The organism is Streptomyces sp. NPDC059201, from assembly GCF_042754585.1.
Taxonomy (GTDB): domain Bacteria; phylum Actinomycetota; class Actinomycetes; order Streptomycetales; family Streptomycetaceae; genus Streptomyces.
The window spans coordinates 197,417-212,592 of record NZ_JBHZBB010000008.1; the positions used below are offsets into that span (position 1 = coordinate 197,417).

The window sequence follows — 15,176 nt, forward strand, 5'->3', positions numbered from 1 at the left end:
AACGATCGGGAGTACTTACGTGCGTTACGTTCGCGGGATCAGGGTTTCGTCGATGAACTCCCGTACCTGGGCGAGGACTTCGCTCCGCCCGGTGCCGGGCAGACCGACCGCGACGTGCACGCTGTAGCCGTCCAGGAGGGCGCGCATCCGGGTGGCGAAGCGGTCGGGGTCGACGGGCCGGAACTCGCCGCGCGAGACGCCCTGGGCGAGGATCGCGACGAGGTCCCGGTGCCAGGCCCCCTCGATGGCGGCCTGGCGGGCGCGGGCGTCCTCTGCGGCGTTCTGGGACCGGTTCCAGACCTCCAGCCAGAGCGTCCAGTGCGGGTCGCGCGGCCCGTCGGGGACGTACACGTCGACGAAGCCTTCGAGCCGTTCCCGCGCGCTGCCCGGCAGTGAGAGCAGGGCCCGCCGCTCGGCGCCGAGCCGGCCCTCGCTCCATTCCAGGGTCTGGAGCAGCAGCTCGTCCTTGGTGCGGAAGTAGTAGAGGAGGTGCCCGCTGCTCATTCCCACCTGCCGCCCGAGACCGGCCATGGTCAGCCCGTCGAGACCGCGCTCGGCCACGGTGTCCATGGCCGCCGCGAAGACGTCCTCCCGCGGCGGCGCGGCCTGGTTGCGACGGCGGGGGGCGGCGGGCGGGTTGCTGCTCTGACTCACTCGTACGTTCTACACCGCCGGCTGCTGCTGGGTGATGCAGTGGATGCCGCCCCCGGCGGCGAAGATCGTGCGGGCGTCGACCAGGACGACCTCGCGCTCCGGGAAGAGGCGGCGGAAGATCTCGGCGGCGAGCTCGTCGTGCGGGTCGTCGAAGGCGCAGAGGACGACGGCGCCGTTGCAGAGGTAGTGGTTGATGTACGAGTAGTCGACCCAGTCGCCCTCCTCGTCCTTGAGGACGGTGGGGGCGGGGACCTCGATGACCTCCAGGGGGCGGCCCTGGGCGTCGGTCTGGGCGCGGAGGATGTCGACGTACAGCCGGGAGCGGCCGTAGTCGGGGTGGTTCGGGTCCTGCTGGCTGTGGACGAGGACGGTGCCGGGGCGGGCGAAGGCGGCGACGATGTCGACGTGGCCCTGGGTGCCGTACATGCCGTAGTCGCCGGCGAGGCCGTGCGGGAGCCAGATCGCCTTGGTGGTGCCGAGCTTGGCGTGGATCTCCCGCTCGACCTCCTCGCGGCTCCACTCGGGGTTGCGGCCGGAGCCGAGCTGCACGGTGTCGGTGAGGAGGACGGTGCCCTCGCCGTCGACGTGGATGCCGCCGCCCTCGTTGACCAGCTCGCTGTTCAGTACGGGCACCTCGGCGACGTCCGCGACATGGCGGGCGATCTTGGAGTCGTGCTCCCAGCGGGCCCAGTCCTGGGCGCCCCAGCCGTTGAACACCCAGTCCACGGCGGCGAGGGAGGTGCCGTCGGTGACGAAGGTGGGGCCGATGTCGCGCATCCACGCGTCGTCGAGCTCGCGCTCGACCAGGTCGATGTCGTCGCCGAGGAGGGCGCGGGCGCCCTCCGCGTCGCCGGGCGCGACCACCATGGTCACCGGCTCGAAGCGGCGGACGGTGCGGGCGACGGAGGCCCACGCCCGGCGCGCCCCGGTCAGCTCCTCCTCGTCGGTGAAGGTGGGGTTGGGGCTGGGCCAGGCCATCCAGGTCCGCTCGTGCGGGGTCCACTCGGCGGGCATGCGGTAGGTCATGGCGGTACGTCCTAGCGGTTCGGGGGAGGCAGAGACGGTTCAGCTCCTGTTTGAGTGCCACTCTAAATGCTGGACAGAACGCTTCCAAGCAGCGGCCGACAGACCGGGCGGAGGTCACATTGAGCGCCGCTCAAAATGGGCAAGAAAAGAGCGCCCGGGACGGAGACCGTCCCGGGCGCCTTCGAGGAACCGGCTAGCGGGTCACTTCCCCAGCTCGTGCATCCAGCCGTGGGTGTCCTCGGCCTTGCCGGTCTGGATCGCGAGCAGCGCGTCGCGCAGCTTCATGGTGACCTCGCCGGGCTCGCCGCCCGACTGCCGCCACTCGCCGCGCGCGGACTTCACCGTGCCGACGGGGGTGATGACGGCGGCGGTGCCGCAGGCGAAGACCTCGGTGAGGGTGCCGTTCTCGGTGTCGGCCTGCCACTGGTCGATGGAGACACGGGCCTCCTCGGACGTGTAGCCGAGGTCCCGGGCGACCTTGAGGAGGGAGTCGCGGGTGATGCCGGCGAGCAGCGAGCCGGTGAGGGTCGGCGTGACGATCCTGTCGCCGTACACGAAGTACAGGTTCATGCCGCCGAGCTCCTCGACCCACTTGTGCTCGACCGCGTCGAGGTAGCAGACCTGGTCGCAGCCCTTCTCCGCCGCCTCGGCCTGCGCGAGCAGGGAGGCCGCGTAGTTGCCGCCGGTCTTGGCGTCGCCCATGCCGCCGGGGACGGCGCGGACGCGGTCCTCGGAGGCCCAGATGGAGACGGGCTTGACGCCGCCGGAGAAGTACGGGCCGGCCGGGGAGGCGATGACGACGAAGAGGTACTCGTTGGCCGGGCGGACACCCAGGCCGACCTCGGTCGCGATCATGAACGGGCGGAGGTAGAGCGAGTCCTCGCCGCCGTGCGCGGGGACCCACGCCTCGTCCTGGCGGACCAGGGCGTCGCACGCCTCGATGAAGGTCTCGACCGGGAGCTCCGGCATGCCGAGGCGGTGCGCCGAGGACTGGAAGCGCCGGGCGTTGGCGTCGGGGCGGAAGGAGGCGACCGAGCCGTCGGGGCGGCGGTACGCCTTCAGGCCCTCGAAGATCTCCTGCGCGTAGTGCAGGACGTTGGTGGCCGGGTCGAGGGAGAGCGGGCCGTACGGCACGAGCTGGCCGTCGTGCCAGCCGCGGCCCTCGGTCCAGCGGATGGTGACCATGTGGTCGGTGAAGTGGCGGCCGAATCCCGGATTCGCCAGGATCGCCGCGCGCTCCGCGTCGGACAGCGGGCTGGAGGAGGGCTTGAGCTCGATGGTCGTCATGGGTGCTAGTCCTTCACCGGTTGTGTGTGTCGGACCGCGCCCACGCCCGCCTCGCAGTACTGCTAGGACGTCCGAGCTTTCCCGCACGCCGCGGCCCACGTCTGATTATCGCGCGTGGGAACCGGGGTACGAAACGGGTGAGCGGTCCAGGGTTCGATGGTGACACCCCGCGACCGCACAGGAAACAGCCGCCGGGTGCGTGGGTGACCCGGCGGCTGCTGTGTGGTGTCAGTGGCGCGCGGGTCAGCTCGCTACTCGCGCGGCGAGCGCGTCGCCGATCTGGTCCGTCGTGCGGACGGCGTCGCCGCGCTCGGTGAGGTCGGCCTCGACGGCCGCCTCGACCCGGGCGGCCTCGGCCTCGTGGCCGAGGTGGCGCAGCAGGAGGGCGACGGAGAGGACGGTGGCCGTGGGGTCGGCCTTGCCCTGGCCCGCGATGTCCGGAGCGGAGCCGTGGACCGGCTCGAACATGGACGGGAAGTCGCGGCTCGGGTTGATGTTGCCCGAGGCGGCGACGCCGATGCCGCCGGAGACGGCCGCGGCGAGGTCGGTGATGATGTCGCCGAAGAGGTTGTCGGTGACGATGACGTCGAAGCGGGCCGGGTCGGTGACGAGGAAGATCGTCGCGGCGTCGACGTGCAGGTAGTCGGTGGTGACCTCGGGGAACTCCTGGGCGACCTTGTTGAAGGTGTCGGTCCAGAGGTGGCCGGCGAAGGTCAGCACGTTGTTCTTGTGCACCAGCGTCAGCTTCTTGCGCGGGCGGGCCTGGGCGCGGGCGAAGGCGTCCCGGACCACGCGCTCGACACCGAAGGCGGTGTTGACGGAGACCTCGGTGGCGACCTCGTGCGGGGTGCCCTTGCGGATGGTGCCGCCGTTGCCCGTGTACGGGCCCTCGGTGCCCTCGCGGACGACGACGAAGTCGATCGCGGGCTGGCCGGCGAGCGGGGTCGAGACGCCGGGGAGCAGCTTCGAGGGGCGCAGGTTCACGTGGTGGTCGAAGGCGAAGCGCAGCTTCAGCAGGAAGCCGCGCTCCAGGACGCCGGACGGCACCGAGGGGTCGCCGATCGCGCCGAGCAGGATGGCGTCGTGCTTCTTGAGGGAGTCCAGGTCGGCGTCGGTGAGGGTCTCACCGGTGGCGTGGTAGCGCCGGGCGCCGAAGTCGTACTCCTCGGTCTCCAGCTTCACGTCCTGGGGAAGCACGGCCGCGAGGACCTTGAGGCCCTGGGCCACGACCTCCTGGCCGATGCCGTCGCCGGGAATGACTGCGAGATTGATGCTGTGAGACATGGCGGCACCCTACTCTTCGTCCCATCGTCTGACACGCATCGTCCACCATGTGGACGAACGGACAGGCGTCGGGCTGGTCAGTGGCCGGTGGAGCCGCCGTTGTCACGGCGGTCGAGGGCGCGCTGGAGGGCGGCGGCGGCGTTCTGCCGGGCCTCGTCGCTGGGACGGGCGGCGGAGTGGCGGACGCGGGGGGTGGTCTGAGCGGCCATGAGGGGTCGACTCCTTGAGATCAGTGGTGATCCGGACGTGCGGAGATCAGCTGCGATCGGGAGATCAGTGATCGAAGGCGCCTGAAAGGGGCGGGGAGCGCCGCCACAGGGGTTGCCTGCACAGGGCGTCGCGCTCTCGACCGCCATTCGCTGATGTAGCGAGACGTTCGGCTTCTACAAAGCTAGGCCAGCGACCCGCATCTGTCTCCACAATTACTCGGACTTCCTACTATCTGAGACAGTGGCTCTCCCCCGGTCCCCCGCGCCGTCACAGCACGTCGCGTCACAGCACGTCGCCGTCAGAGCCCCGTCGCCGTCAGAGCACGTCGCCGTCCCGCCAGTCGACGACGAGGGGGGCGGCGGGGTCCGGAAGGGTGAGGGCGCCCGCGGGGCGGACGAAGACGCCGCCCTCCTCCTCCGGGAGCCGTACGACCCCGCCGGGGCCCAGCACCTCGATCCGCCCGCCCCAGACCCGCCAGCCGCGCGCCCGGTAGAGGGCGGCGCCCTCGTCGGAGGCGGAGAGCGCGCCGAAGGCGTGGGTGGCGTCGATGACCCGCTCCAGGGCGTCCATGACCGCGCCGCCGAGGCCGCGGCGGCGGGCGTCGGCCCGGACGGCGACCCCTTCGACGTACCCGATCCGGTACGAGCGTCCGCGGTGCAGCACCCGCCGCTGGACGACGGCCCCGTGCGCGACGAGCCCCGCCTCGTCCTCGATCCAGGCGTGGACGCCGCCGAGGGTGTGGTCCCAGTCCTCCGCGGAGAAGTCGCCGTCGAAGGCGGCGTCGAGCAGGGCGCGGGCGGCCGTCAGCCGCTCCGCGCCGAGGGAATGGGTGGGCGCGGTCCTCACGGTCATCCGCCCACCCTGCCACCGGCTCCCCCGGGCCCGCACATGAATACCGCCCCCGACCCCGGCCTGGGGGGACCGGGGAGGGGGGCGGTGATCAGGGGCCGCTCACGCGGCGGGCGGGCCTCAGCCCATGTGCGGGTAGCCGTACTCGGTCGGCGGGACCAGCGTCTCCTTGATGGCGCGGGTCAGCGTCCAGCGCATCAGGTTCTGCGGGGCGCCGGCCTTGTCGTTCGTACCCGAGGCGCGGCCGCCGCCGAAGGGCTGCTGGCCGACGACGGCGCCGGTCGACTTGTCGTTGATGTAGAAGTTGCCCGCGGCGAAGCGGAGCTTCTCCATCGTGTACGCGGCGGCGGCGCGGTCGTTGGAGATGACCGCACCGGTCAGCGCGTAGTCCGACACCGACTCCATCTGCTCCAGCATGGCGTCGTACTGGTCGTCCTCGTAGACGTGGACGGCGAGGATCGGGCCGAAGTACTCGGCCTTGAAGACCTCGTTCTCCGGGTCGGTGCAGGCGATGACGGTCGGGCGGACGAAGTAGCCCTCCGAGTCGTCGTAGGTGCCGCCGGCGACGATCGTGCAGCTCGGGTCGGAGGACGCACGGTCGATCGCCGCCTTGTTCTTCGCGAACGAGCGGTCGTCGATGACGGCACCGATGAAGTTCGACAGGTCGGTGACGTCACCCATCTTGATGCCGTCGACCTCGGCCGCGAACTCCTCCTTGAAGCCGTCGTTCCAGATGGAGGCCGGGACGTAGGCGCGCGAGGACGCGGAGCACTTCTGGCCCTGGAACTCGAAGGAGCCACGGGTCAGCGCGGTCTTCAGGATCGCGCGGTCGGCGCTGGGGTGGGCGACGACGAAGTCCTTGCCGCCGGTCTCGCCGACGATCCGCGGGTAGGAGCGGTACTTCTCGATGTTGGTGCCGACCGTCTTCCACAGGTGCTGGAAGGTCTTGGTCGAGCCGGTGAAGTGGATGCCGGCCAGGTCGCGGTGGTTCAGGGCCACCTCGGAGACGGCGATGCCGTCGCCGGTCACCAGGTTGATGACGCCCTTCGGCAGGCCGGCCTCCTCCAGGAGCTCCATGAGGAGCACGGCGGAGTGGGTCTGCGTCGGGGACGGCTTCCAGACCACCACGTTGCCCATGAGGGCGGGGGCGGTGGGCAGGTTGCCCGCGATGGCCGTGAAGTTGAACGGCGTGATCGCGTAGACGAAGCCCTCCAGCGGGCGGTGGTCCAGTCGGTTCCACACGCCCGGGGAGTTCGCCGGCGGCTGCTCGGCCAGGATCTGGCGGGCGTACGCGACGTTGAAGCGCCAGAAGTCGACGAGCTCGCACGGGGTGTCGATCTCGGCCTGCTGGGCGGTCTTCGACTGGCCGAGCATGGTGGACGCGGCCAGCGTCTCGCGCCAGGGGCCGGCGAGCAGCTCGGCGGCGCGCAGGATGATCGCGGCGCGGTCGTCGAAGGACATCGCGCGCCAGGCCGGGGCGGCGGCCAGGGCCGCGTCGATCGCCTCCTGGGCGTCGGCCTCGGTGGCACCGCGGAAGGTGCCGATGACGGCCCTGTGGTTGTGCGGCTGGACGACCTTGAACTCCTCGCCGCCGCCCATGCGCTTCACGCCGCCGATGGTCATCGGCAGCTCGCGCGGGTTGTCGGCCAGCTCCTTGAGCTTGGCCTCCAGCCGGGCGCGCTCGGGCGAACCGGGGGCGTAGCCGTGCACCGGCTCGTTGACGGGAGTGGGGACCTGGGTCACAGCGTCCATGAGTCTCGGAACTCCTTCAAAGAGGGGTAGTGGGCTCAGCCCTTGGTCAGGATGGAGCGGACGAAGAAGAGCAGGTTGGCCGGCTTCTCCGCGAGACGGCGCATGAAGTAGCCGTACCAGTCGGTGCCGTAGGCCGTGTAGACGCGCATGCGGTGGCCCTCGGCGGCGAGGCGGTTCTGCTCCTCGGAGCGGATGCCGTACAGCATCTGGAACTCGTACTCGTCCAGCTTGCGCCCGGCGCGGCGGGCCAGCTCCTGGCCGATGGCGATGAGGCGCGGGTCGTGCGAGCCGATCATCGGGTAGCCCTCGCCGTCCATCAGGATCTTCATGATCCGGACGTACGCCTTGTCGATCTCGGGCTTGTCCTGGATGGCGACCTCGGCGGGCTCCTTGTAGGCGCCCTTCACGATCCGGACGCGGGAGCCGTTCGCGGCGAGGCGGCGCGCGTCGGCCTCGGTGCGGAAGAGGTACGCCTGGATGACACAGCCGGTCTGCGGGTGGTCCTTCCGCAGCTCCTCGTGGATGGCGAACATCGAGTCGAGGGTGGTGTGGTCCTCGGCGTCCAGGGTGACGGTGGTGCCGATCTCGGCGGCGGCCGCGACGACCGGGCGCACGTTGGCGAGGGCCAGCTCGTGGCCGTTCTCCAGGGACTGCCCGAACATCGACAGCTTGACGGACATCTCGGCGCGCTCGCCGAGGCCCAGCTCCTTGAGGCGGCCGATCAGCTCCAGGTAGGCGTCACGGGCGGCGTAGGACTGCTCGACGGTGGTGATGTCCTCCCCGACGACGTCGAGGGTGACCTCCAGGCCGCGGTCGGTCAGCTCCTGGACGATCGGCACGACGTCGTCCACGATCTCGCCGGCGATGAAGCGCGCCACGACCTGCTTGGTCCCGGGCGCGGCCGACACGAGACGGCGCATCTTGTCGCTGCGCGACGCGGCGAGGATCACGGGACCCAGCACGGGGCACCTCCAAAGGGGCGAGGAAGAACAGGGCCATTACCGGCGGTACGGGTACGAACCGGGAACAGCACGGAGAACCACCGTGAAACCTATGGATCGCTCCGATCCTGCGCCATCTACAGCTGTCACGCATCCGTGAGCGCGCCCTCAGACATCTGTCTGAAAGAGCGGGTGACGGGTGCGAGAATGGGGCCCGTGAAGGGCGATTACCAGGATCTGGTGGACGAGATCTCGGCGCTGCTCGGCGCCCCGGCGACGCTGGAGAACCGCGACTTCGGGCTGATCGCCTTCGGGGCGCACGACAGCGACGACGACAGCGCCATGGACCCGGTCCGCACCCGCTCGATCCTGACCCGGAGGTCGACCCCGGCGGTCCGCGCCTGGTTCGAGGGCTTCGGCATCACCCGGGCCACCGGCCCCGTCCGCATCCCGGCCGCGCCGGACGCGGGCGTCTTCCGGGACCGGATCTGTCTTCCGGTACGCCATCGGGGTGTCGTCCTCGGCTACGTCTGGCTCCTGGACGCCGAGCCGGGCCCCTCGCACGAGCGGCTGACGGCCGCGATGGAGGTGGCCGCCCGGATCGGCGAGCTCCTCGCCGACGAGGAGCGCGCCGGCGCCGACCTCTCCCGCGAGCTGCGCACCGTCCTGACGGCGGAGCGCGGCTGGCAGTACGACATGGCCGTCGCCGCCCTCCGTACGGCCCTGGGCCCCGACGCGGACGGCCTCCACGCCCTGATCTGCCTGGCCCCCTGGACCGGCGAGGACTCCCCCTCCCCCCGCACGGTCCCCGGCACGGCCGCCGTCTGCACCCTCCCGTGGCACGGCCCCGCCATCACCCCGGCCCCCACCGGAACCGCCGCGCCGAGGCGCCGCGCCGAGAACGGCGGCCCGGGACCCGCACCGGCGCCCGACGGGGGTTACGCCCCCGGTCCCGCCCCGCAGCGGGCGCTGGCCCTCCTGGTGCGGCTCCGCTCCGCCGACAACCTCTCCCCCGCCACGACCGCCGCCGAACAGCTCCGCGGACCGGCGGGCGCGGCGGCCGTCGCCGGGATCGCCGCCCCCCGGCGCGGCCTCGGCGAGCTGGACCGGTGCTGGCACGAGGCGACCGGCGCGGCCCGCGCCGCGCACGCCCAGCCCCGGCTCGCCCCGCTCGCCCGCTGGTCCGACCTCGGCCCGTACCGCCTGCTCACCGCCCTCCCGCCGGCCGAACCGGACCCGGCGGTCCGCGCGCTCCTGGGCCCCGCGCACACGGAACTGGCCCGCACGGCCGAGGTGTTCCTCGACCACGCGGGCCAGGCGGGCCGCACGGCGGCAGCCCTGGGCATCCACCGCCAGACCCTCTACTACCGCCTCTCCCGAGTCGAACAACTCACCGGCCTCGACCTGGACACCGGCGAGGACCGCCTCCTGCTCCACATGGCCCTGAAGGCGGCCCGACTCTGAGCCGCGAAGAGCCGCAACAGCACCCTCGGCAGCGCCCGTAACAGCGACGTACCCGGCCGCTGGGCAGCCGTCCGGGACGGTGTCCAGCGGCCGGGTACGGGAAACCCTGCCGGGGAAGGGTCAGATCAGGTTGACCGAGCGGGCCGAGGTGGCGCCGATCTCCGAGGAGATCTCGGCGATCACGGCCGCGGGGACGGTGTCGTCGACGGTGAGCACGACGAGCGCCTCGCCGCCCTCCTCCGTGCGGGAGACCTGCATGCCCGCGATGTTCAGACCGGCCTCGCCGAGGATCCGGCCGACGGTGCCGACGACGCCGGGACGGTCCTCGTAACGCAGCACGACCATGTGGTCGGCGAGCGCGAGGTCCACGTCGTACTCGCCGACGGCGACGATCTTCTGGAGGTGCTTGGGGCCGGCCAGGGTGCCGGAGACCGAGACCTCCTCGCCGCTGGAGAGCGTGCCGCGCACGGTGACCATGTTGCGGTGGTCGGGCGACTCGGAGCTGGTGGTGAGGCGGACCTCGACACCGCGCTCCTGCGCGAACAGCGGCGCGTTCACGTACGACACGGTCTCGTCGACCACGTCCTCGAACACGCCCTTGAGCGCGGAGAGTTCGAGCACCTTGACGTCGTGCTGGGTGATCTCGCCGTACACCTCGACGTCGAGGCGGGCCGCGACCTCGCCCGCGAGGGCGGTGAAGATCCGGCCGAGCTTCTCGGCGAGCGGCAGACCCGGCTTGACGTCCTCGGCGATGACGCCGCCCTGGACGTTGACCGCGTCCGGGACGAGCTCGCCGGCGAGGGCGAGGCGCACGGAGCGGGCGACGGCGATGCCGGCCTTCTCCTGGGCCTCGTCGGTGGAGGCGCCGAGGTGCGGGGTGCAGACGACCTGGTCGAGCTCGAAGAGCGGGGAGTCCGTGCAGGGCTCCTTCGCGTACACGTCGAGGCCGGCGCCGGCGACGCGGCCCTCCTTGAGGGCCGAGTACAGCGCGGCCTCGTCGACGATCCCGCCACGCGCGGCGTTGACGATCCGGACGCTCGGCTTGACCCGGTGCAGCGCCTCGTCACCGATGAGACCGAGGGTCTCCGGGGTCTTCGGCAGGTGGACGGTGATGAAGTCGGCGACCTCCAGGAGCTCGTCCAGGGCCAGCAGCTTCACCCCCATCTGGGCGGCGCGGGCGGGCTGCACGTAGGGGTCGTACGCGACGATCTTCATGCCGAAGGCGGACATCCGCTGGGCGACCAGGACGCCGATGCGGCCGAGGCCGACGACGCCGAGGGTCTTCTCGCTGAGCTCGACGCCCGTGTACTTGTTCCGCTTCCACTCGCCGTTCTTGAGCGCGGTGTTGGCCTGCGGGATGTTGCGCGCGGTGGCGACCAGCAGACCGCACGCGAGCTCGGCGGCGGTGACGATGTTGGAGGTCGGGGCGTTCACGACCATCACGCCCGCCTTGGTGGCGGCGGAGACGTCCACGTTGTCCAGGCCGACGCCGGCGCGGGCGACGACCCGCAGCTTCTGCGCGGCGGCGATGGCCTCAGCGTCGACCTTGGTGGCCGAGCGGACGAGGATGGCGTCGACATCGGCGATCGCGGGGATCAGCTCGGCGCGGTCGGCGCCGTTGCAGTGCCGGATCTCGAAGTCCGGGCCCAGGGCGTCGACGGTGGCGGGCGACAGCTCTTCAGCGATGAGTACGACAGGTTTCGAGCTCACGTGAGTCCTCACAGAGGCAGTGCGGACGGCCGTCCCGACGGCCGCAGGCGGTGGAGGGGGCTTGCCGCGTGAAAGCGCACGACGCTGTGGGCCAGACGCGATGTTGTTGAGCAGTGTAGTGCCGCATCGGCGCACGTCGTACGCCTCGTTGGAAGGATCACCCGTCCGTGTTGGACGGGGTGTCCAATGAAGCGGGACGGGGCCGGACAGAGTGTCCGGCCCCGTCCCGAGGGGCTTACGCCTCCTCGTCGTTCACCCAGCTCATGAGCTTGCGCAGCTCCTTGCCGGTGGTCTCCAGGAGGTGCTGCTCGTCCTGGGTCTTGTACTCGTTGTACTTCTTCAGACCGCCGTGGTACTCGTCCATCCAGTTCTTGGCGAAGGTGCCGTCCTGGATCTCCGTGAGGACCTTCTTCATCTCGGCCTTGGTGTCGGCGGTGATGACGCGCGGGCCGGTGATGTAGTCGCCCCACTCGGCGGTCTCGGAGACGGACCAGCGCATCTTCTCCAGGCCGCCCTCGTACATGAGGTCCACGATCAGCTTCAGCTCGTGGAGGCACTCGAAGTACGCGATCTCCGGCTGGTAGCCGGCCTCGACCAGGGTCTCGAAACCGGCCTTGACGAGCGCGGACGCGCCACCGCAGAGAACGGCCTGCTCGCCGAAGAGGTCGGTCTCGGTCTCCTCGGTGAAGGTGGTCTTGATGACGCCGGCGCGGGTGCCGCCGATCGCCTTGGCGTAGGAGAGGGCGAGCGCGAAGGCGTTGCCGGTGGCGTCCTGCTCGACGGCGGCGATCGCGGGGACGCCGCGGCCCTCCTCGTACTGGCGGCGGACCAGGTGGCCCGGGCCCTTCGGGGCGACCAGGGCGACGTCGACGCCGGCCGGGGGCTTGATGAAGCCGAAGCGGACGTTGAAGCCGTGGGCGAAGAACAGCGCGTCGCCGTCCTTCAGGTTCGGGGCGATGGACTCCTCGTAGACCTTGGCCTGGATCGGGTCCGGGATCAGGATCATGATGAGGTCGGCCTCGGCCGCCGCCTCGGCGGGGGTGACCACGCGCAGGCCCTGCTCCTCGGCCTTGGCCTTGGACTTCGAGCCCTCGTGGAGACCGACGCGGACGTCGACGCCCGAGTCGCGGAGCGACAGCGCGTGGGCGTGGCCCTGGCTGCCGTAACCGATCACGGCGACCTTGCGGCCCTGGATGATCGAGAGGTCGGCGTCGGCGTCGTAGAACAGCTCGGCCACTGGGAATCTCCTTGAGGTGCTGGTGTTGCGTCCCACCGTACGGCGGGGAGCGGAAGGAAGGTTGAGGGGTCTCGTCAGGCGGACCGCCGGATGGACCGGCGGTCAGCCCCCGTGGACGGTGCGGAGCGTCACGCGCTGCGGTCGAGTGCCCGCAGGGACCGGTCCGTGATGGACCGGGCGCCACGCCCTATGGCGATGGTGCCCGACTGGACGAGCTCCTTGATGCCGAACTGCTCCAGCATCTTGAGCATGGCGTCCAGCTTGTCGCTCGAACCGGTGGCCTCGATGGTGACGGCCTCGGGCGAGACGTCGACGGTCTTGGCGCGGAAGAGCTTGACGATCTCGACGATCTGGGAGCGGGTCTCGTTGTCGGCGCGGACCTTCACCAGGACGAGCTCGCGCTGGATCGCGGCGCTGGGCTCGAGTTCGACGATCTTCAGGACGTTGACCAGCTTGTTGAGCTGCTTGGTGACCTGCTCCAGGGGCAGCGACTCGACGTTGACCACGATGGTGATGCGGCTGATGTCGGGGTGCTCGGTGACGCCGACGGCGAGGGAGTCGATGTTGAATCCGCGACGGGAGAACAGGGCGGCGATCCGGGCGAGGATGCCGGGCGTGTTCTCGACGAGGACGGAGAGGGTGTGCTTGGACATGGTGTGTGGGCCTCTTCCCTGTGACGCGTCGCTGCTCAGTCGTCTTCGCCGTCGCCGAAGTCGGGGCGGACGCCCCGGGCGGCCATGACCTCGTCGTTGGAGGTGCCGGCGGCGACCATGGGCCAGACCTGGGCGTCCTCGTGGACGATGAAGTCGATGACGACCGGACGGTCGTTGATGGCGTTGGCCTCGGCGATGACCTTGTCGAGGTCGTCCGGGGACTCGCAGCGCAGGGCGACGCAGCCCATGGCCTCGGACAGCTTCACGAAGTCCGGGACGCGGGTGCCCTTGGCCTCCGGGTTGACGTCGTCCGGGCCGGAGTGCAGGACGGTGTTGGAGTAGCGCTGGTTGTAGAACAGGGTCTGCCACTGGCGGACCATCCCGAGGGCGCCGTTGTTGATGATGGCGACCTTGATCGGGATGTTGTTCAGGGCACAGGTGGTGAGCTCCTGATTGGTCATCTGGAAGCAGCCGTCGCCGTCGATCGCCCAGACCGTGCGGTCGGGCGCGCCGGCCTTGGCGCCCATGGCGGCCGGGACGGCGTAACCCATCGTCCCCAGGCCGCCGGAGTTCAGCCAGGTGGCGGGCTTCTCGTAGTCGATGAAGTGGGCGGCCCACATCTGGTGCTGACCGACGCCCGCGGTGAAGATCGTGCCCTCGGGGGCGAGCTTGCCGATGCGCTGGATGACCTGCTGCGGGGAGAGGCTGCCGTCCTCCGGCAGGTCGTAGCCGAGCGGGTAGGTCTCGCGCCAGCGGTTCAGGTCGGACCACCAGGCGGAGTAGTCGCCCTGGTTGCCCTCGCTGTGCTCGGCCTGGACGGCCTGGACCAGGTCGGCGATGACCTCGCGGGCGTCACCGACGATCGGGACGTCGGCCGCGCGGTTCTTGCCGATCTCGGCCGGGTCGATGTCCGCGTGGACGATCTTGGCGTACGGGGCGAAGCTGTCGAGCTTGCCGGTGACGCGGTCGTCGAAGCGGGCGCCGAGGGCGACGATCAGGTCGGACTTCTGGAGCGCGGTGACGGCGGTGACGGAGCCGTGCATGCCGGGCATGCCGACGTGCAGCGGGTGGCTGTCCGGGAAGGCGCCGAGGGCCATCAGGGTGGTGGTGACCGGGGCGCCGGTGAGCTCGGCCAGGATCTTCAGCTCGGCCGTCGCACCCGACTTGATGACACCGCCGCCGACGTAGAGGACCGGGCGCTTGGCCGCGGCGATGAGCTTCGCCGCCTCCCGGATCTGCTTGGCGTGCGGCTTGGTCACCGGGCGGTAGCCGGGCAGGTCGGTCTGCGGCGGCCAGGAGAAGGTGGTCTTCGCCTGGAGGGCGTCCTTGGCGATGTCGACCAGGACCGGGCCGGGGCGGCCGGTGGAGGCGATGTGGAACGCCTCGGCGATGGTCTTCGCGATGTCCTCGGCCTTGGTGACCAGGAAGTTGTGCTTGGTGACCGGCATGGTGATGCCGACGATGTCCGCCTCCTGGAAGGCGTCGGTGCCGATCGCCTTGGAGGCGACCTGCCCGGTGATCGCGACCAGCGGGACCGAGTCCATGTGCGCGTCGGCGATCGGGGTGACCAGGTTGGTCGCGCCGGGACCGGAGGTCGCCATGCAGACGCCGACCCTGCCGGTGGCCTGGGCGTAGCCGGTGGCCGCGTGGCCGGCGCCCTGCTCGTGGCGGACCAGGACGTGGCGGACCTTCTTGGAGTCCATCATCGGGTCGTACGCGGGCAGGATGCAGCCGCCCGGGATACCGAAGACGGTGTCCGCACCCACCTCTTCGAGAGAGCGGATGAGGGACTGCGCGCCCGTGACGTGCTCGACGGTGGGGGCGGGCGTCGCGCCGCTGCGGGGCCGCGGCTGCGGATGGTGCCCGGTGGCCTGCTCGGTCATCAGCATCTCTTCTCGAAGCAGAGGGTTTTTTTGCGGGGTGTTTTACGAGGGTTTGCGTCGTATTCCGAGAGAACCAGTGCAACAAAAAACCCCTCGTGCCGGAAGGCAAGCGAGGGGAGCGCGTCGGGTGGTTCTCAGCCGGCCTTCGGGGGCCTGGCTTCAGCCGACGCGCTTTCCAAGTACGAGAATTCGGGTGCGCATGGCACTGACCCTCCCTCCCGGGCCA

13 protein-coding genes are annotated in these 15,176 nt (G+C 70.7%); 1 reads left to right on the top strand and 12 read right to left on the bottom strand.

Translation table 11 applies throughout. From position 1 onward, the window contains the following. Positions 1 to 24: 24 nt before the first annotated feature. The 8 genes from ACFXMG_RS25360 to ACFXMG_RS25395 form a co-directional block, all read right to left on the bottom strand. On the bottom strand, positions 25 to 570 hold the full coding sequence (locus ACFXMG_RS25360; protein WP_383824122.1) for a TetR/AcrR family transcriptional regulator: 546 nt from the start codon (positions 568 to 570) through the stop codon (positions 25 to 27). 93 nt (positions 571 to 663) lie between these two features. Then, a complete protein-coding gene (locus tag ACFXMG_RS25365) occupies positions 664 to 1,680 on the bottom strand; it encodes an agmatine/peptidylarginine deiminase (protein WP_383824059.1) in 1,017 nt (338 codons plus the stop codon). A 201-nt stretch (positions 1,681 to 1,881) separates the two neighbouring features. Next, positions 1,882 to 2,967, bottom strand: a complete 1,086-nt coding sequence (locus ACFXMG_RS25370; RefSeq protein WP_383824056.1) for a branched-chain amino acid aminotransferase — start codon at positions 2,965 to 2,967, stop codon at positions 1,882 to 1,884. A gap of 243 nt (positions 2,968 to 3,210) precedes the next feature. Continuing rightward, positions 3,211 to 4,251, bottom strand: coding sequence for a 3-isopropylmalate dehydrogenase (locus tag ACFXMG_RS25375; RefSeq protein WP_383824053.1), 1,041 nt, complete (start codon positions 4,249 to 4,251; stop codon positions 3,211 to 3,213). Positions 4,252 to 4,328: 77 nt separating this feature from the next. Continuing rightward, positions 4,329 to 4,460: a hypothetical protein gene (locus ACFXMG_RS25380; protein WP_351108786.1), complete on the bottom strand. Its 132-nt coding sequence runs from the start codon at positions 4,458 to 4,460 to the stop codon at positions 4,329 to 4,331. Between the two features lie 316 nt (positions 4,461 to 4,776). Continuing rightward, positions 4,777 to 5,313, bottom strand: a complete 537-nt coding sequence (locus ACFXMG_RS25385; RefSeq protein WP_383824050.1) for a GNAT family N-acetyltransferase — start codon at positions 5,311 to 5,313, stop codon at positions 4,777 to 4,779. Between the two features lie 117 nt (positions 5,314 to 5,430). Further along, positions 5,431 to 7,062: an L-glutamate gamma-semialdehyde dehydrogenase gene (pruA, locus tag ACFXMG_RS25390; RefSeq protein WP_383824047.1), complete on the bottom strand. Its 1,632-nt coding sequence runs from the start codon at positions 7,060 to 7,062 to the stop codon at positions 5,431 to 5,433. A 35-nt stretch (positions 7,063 to 7,097) separates the two neighbouring features. Continuing rightward, entirely contained in the window at positions 7,098 to 8,024 is a 927-nt protein-coding gene (locus ACFXMG_RS25395; RefSeq protein WP_383824044.1) for a proline dehydrogenase family protein, read from the bottom strand. Between the two features lie 195 nt (positions 8,025 to 8,219). Between ACFXMG_RS25395 and ACFXMG_RS25400 the strand changes: the two genes are divergently transcribed. Continuing rightward, positions 8,220 to 9,467: a PucR family transcriptional regulator gene (locus ACFXMG_RS25400; protein WP_383824041.1), complete on the top strand. Its 1,248-nt coding sequence runs from the start codon at positions 8,220 to 8,222 to the stop codon at positions 9,465 to 9,467. Positions 9,468 to 9,587: 120 nt separating this feature from the next. On the opposite strand, the gene serA is transcribed toward ACFXMG_RS25400, so the two are convergent. The 4 genes from serA to ACFXMG_RS25420 all read right to left on the bottom strand — a co-directional run bounded on the left by serA (position 9,588) and on the right by ACFXMG_RS25420 (position 14,956). Then, positions 9,588 to 11,177, bottom strand: a complete 1,590-nt coding sequence (gene serA / locus ACFXMG_RS25405) for a phosphoglycerate dehydrogenase (protein WP_383824038.1) — start codon at positions 11,175 to 11,177, stop codon at positions 9,588 to 9,590. A gap of 235 nt (positions 11,178 to 11,412) precedes the next feature. After that, positions 11,413 to 12,414 (bottom strand): ketol-acid reductoisomerase, encoded by a 1,002-nt coding sequence (gene ilvC / locus ACFXMG_RS25410; RefSeq protein ID WP_360317357.1) that lies wholly within the window; start codon positions 12,412 to 12,414, stop codon positions 11,413 to 11,415. A gap of 128 nt (positions 12,415 to 12,542) precedes the next feature. After that, a complete protein-coding gene (ilvN, locus tag ACFXMG_RS25415) occupies positions 12,543 to 13,067 on the bottom strand; it encodes an acetolactate synthase small subunit (protein ID WP_043219928.1) in 525 nt (174 codons plus the stop codon). A gap of 35 nt (positions 13,068 to 13,102) precedes the next feature. Continuing rightward, positions 13,103 to 14,956 carry an acetolactate synthase large subunit gene (locus ACFXMG_RS25420; RefSeq protein ID WP_383824034.1) on the bottom strand — a complete coding sequence of 618 codons (1,854 nt, stop codon included), beginning with the start codon at positions 14,954 to 14,956 and terminating at the stop codon, positions 13,103 to 13,105. Positions 14,957 to 15,176 lie beyond the last annotated feature (220 nt).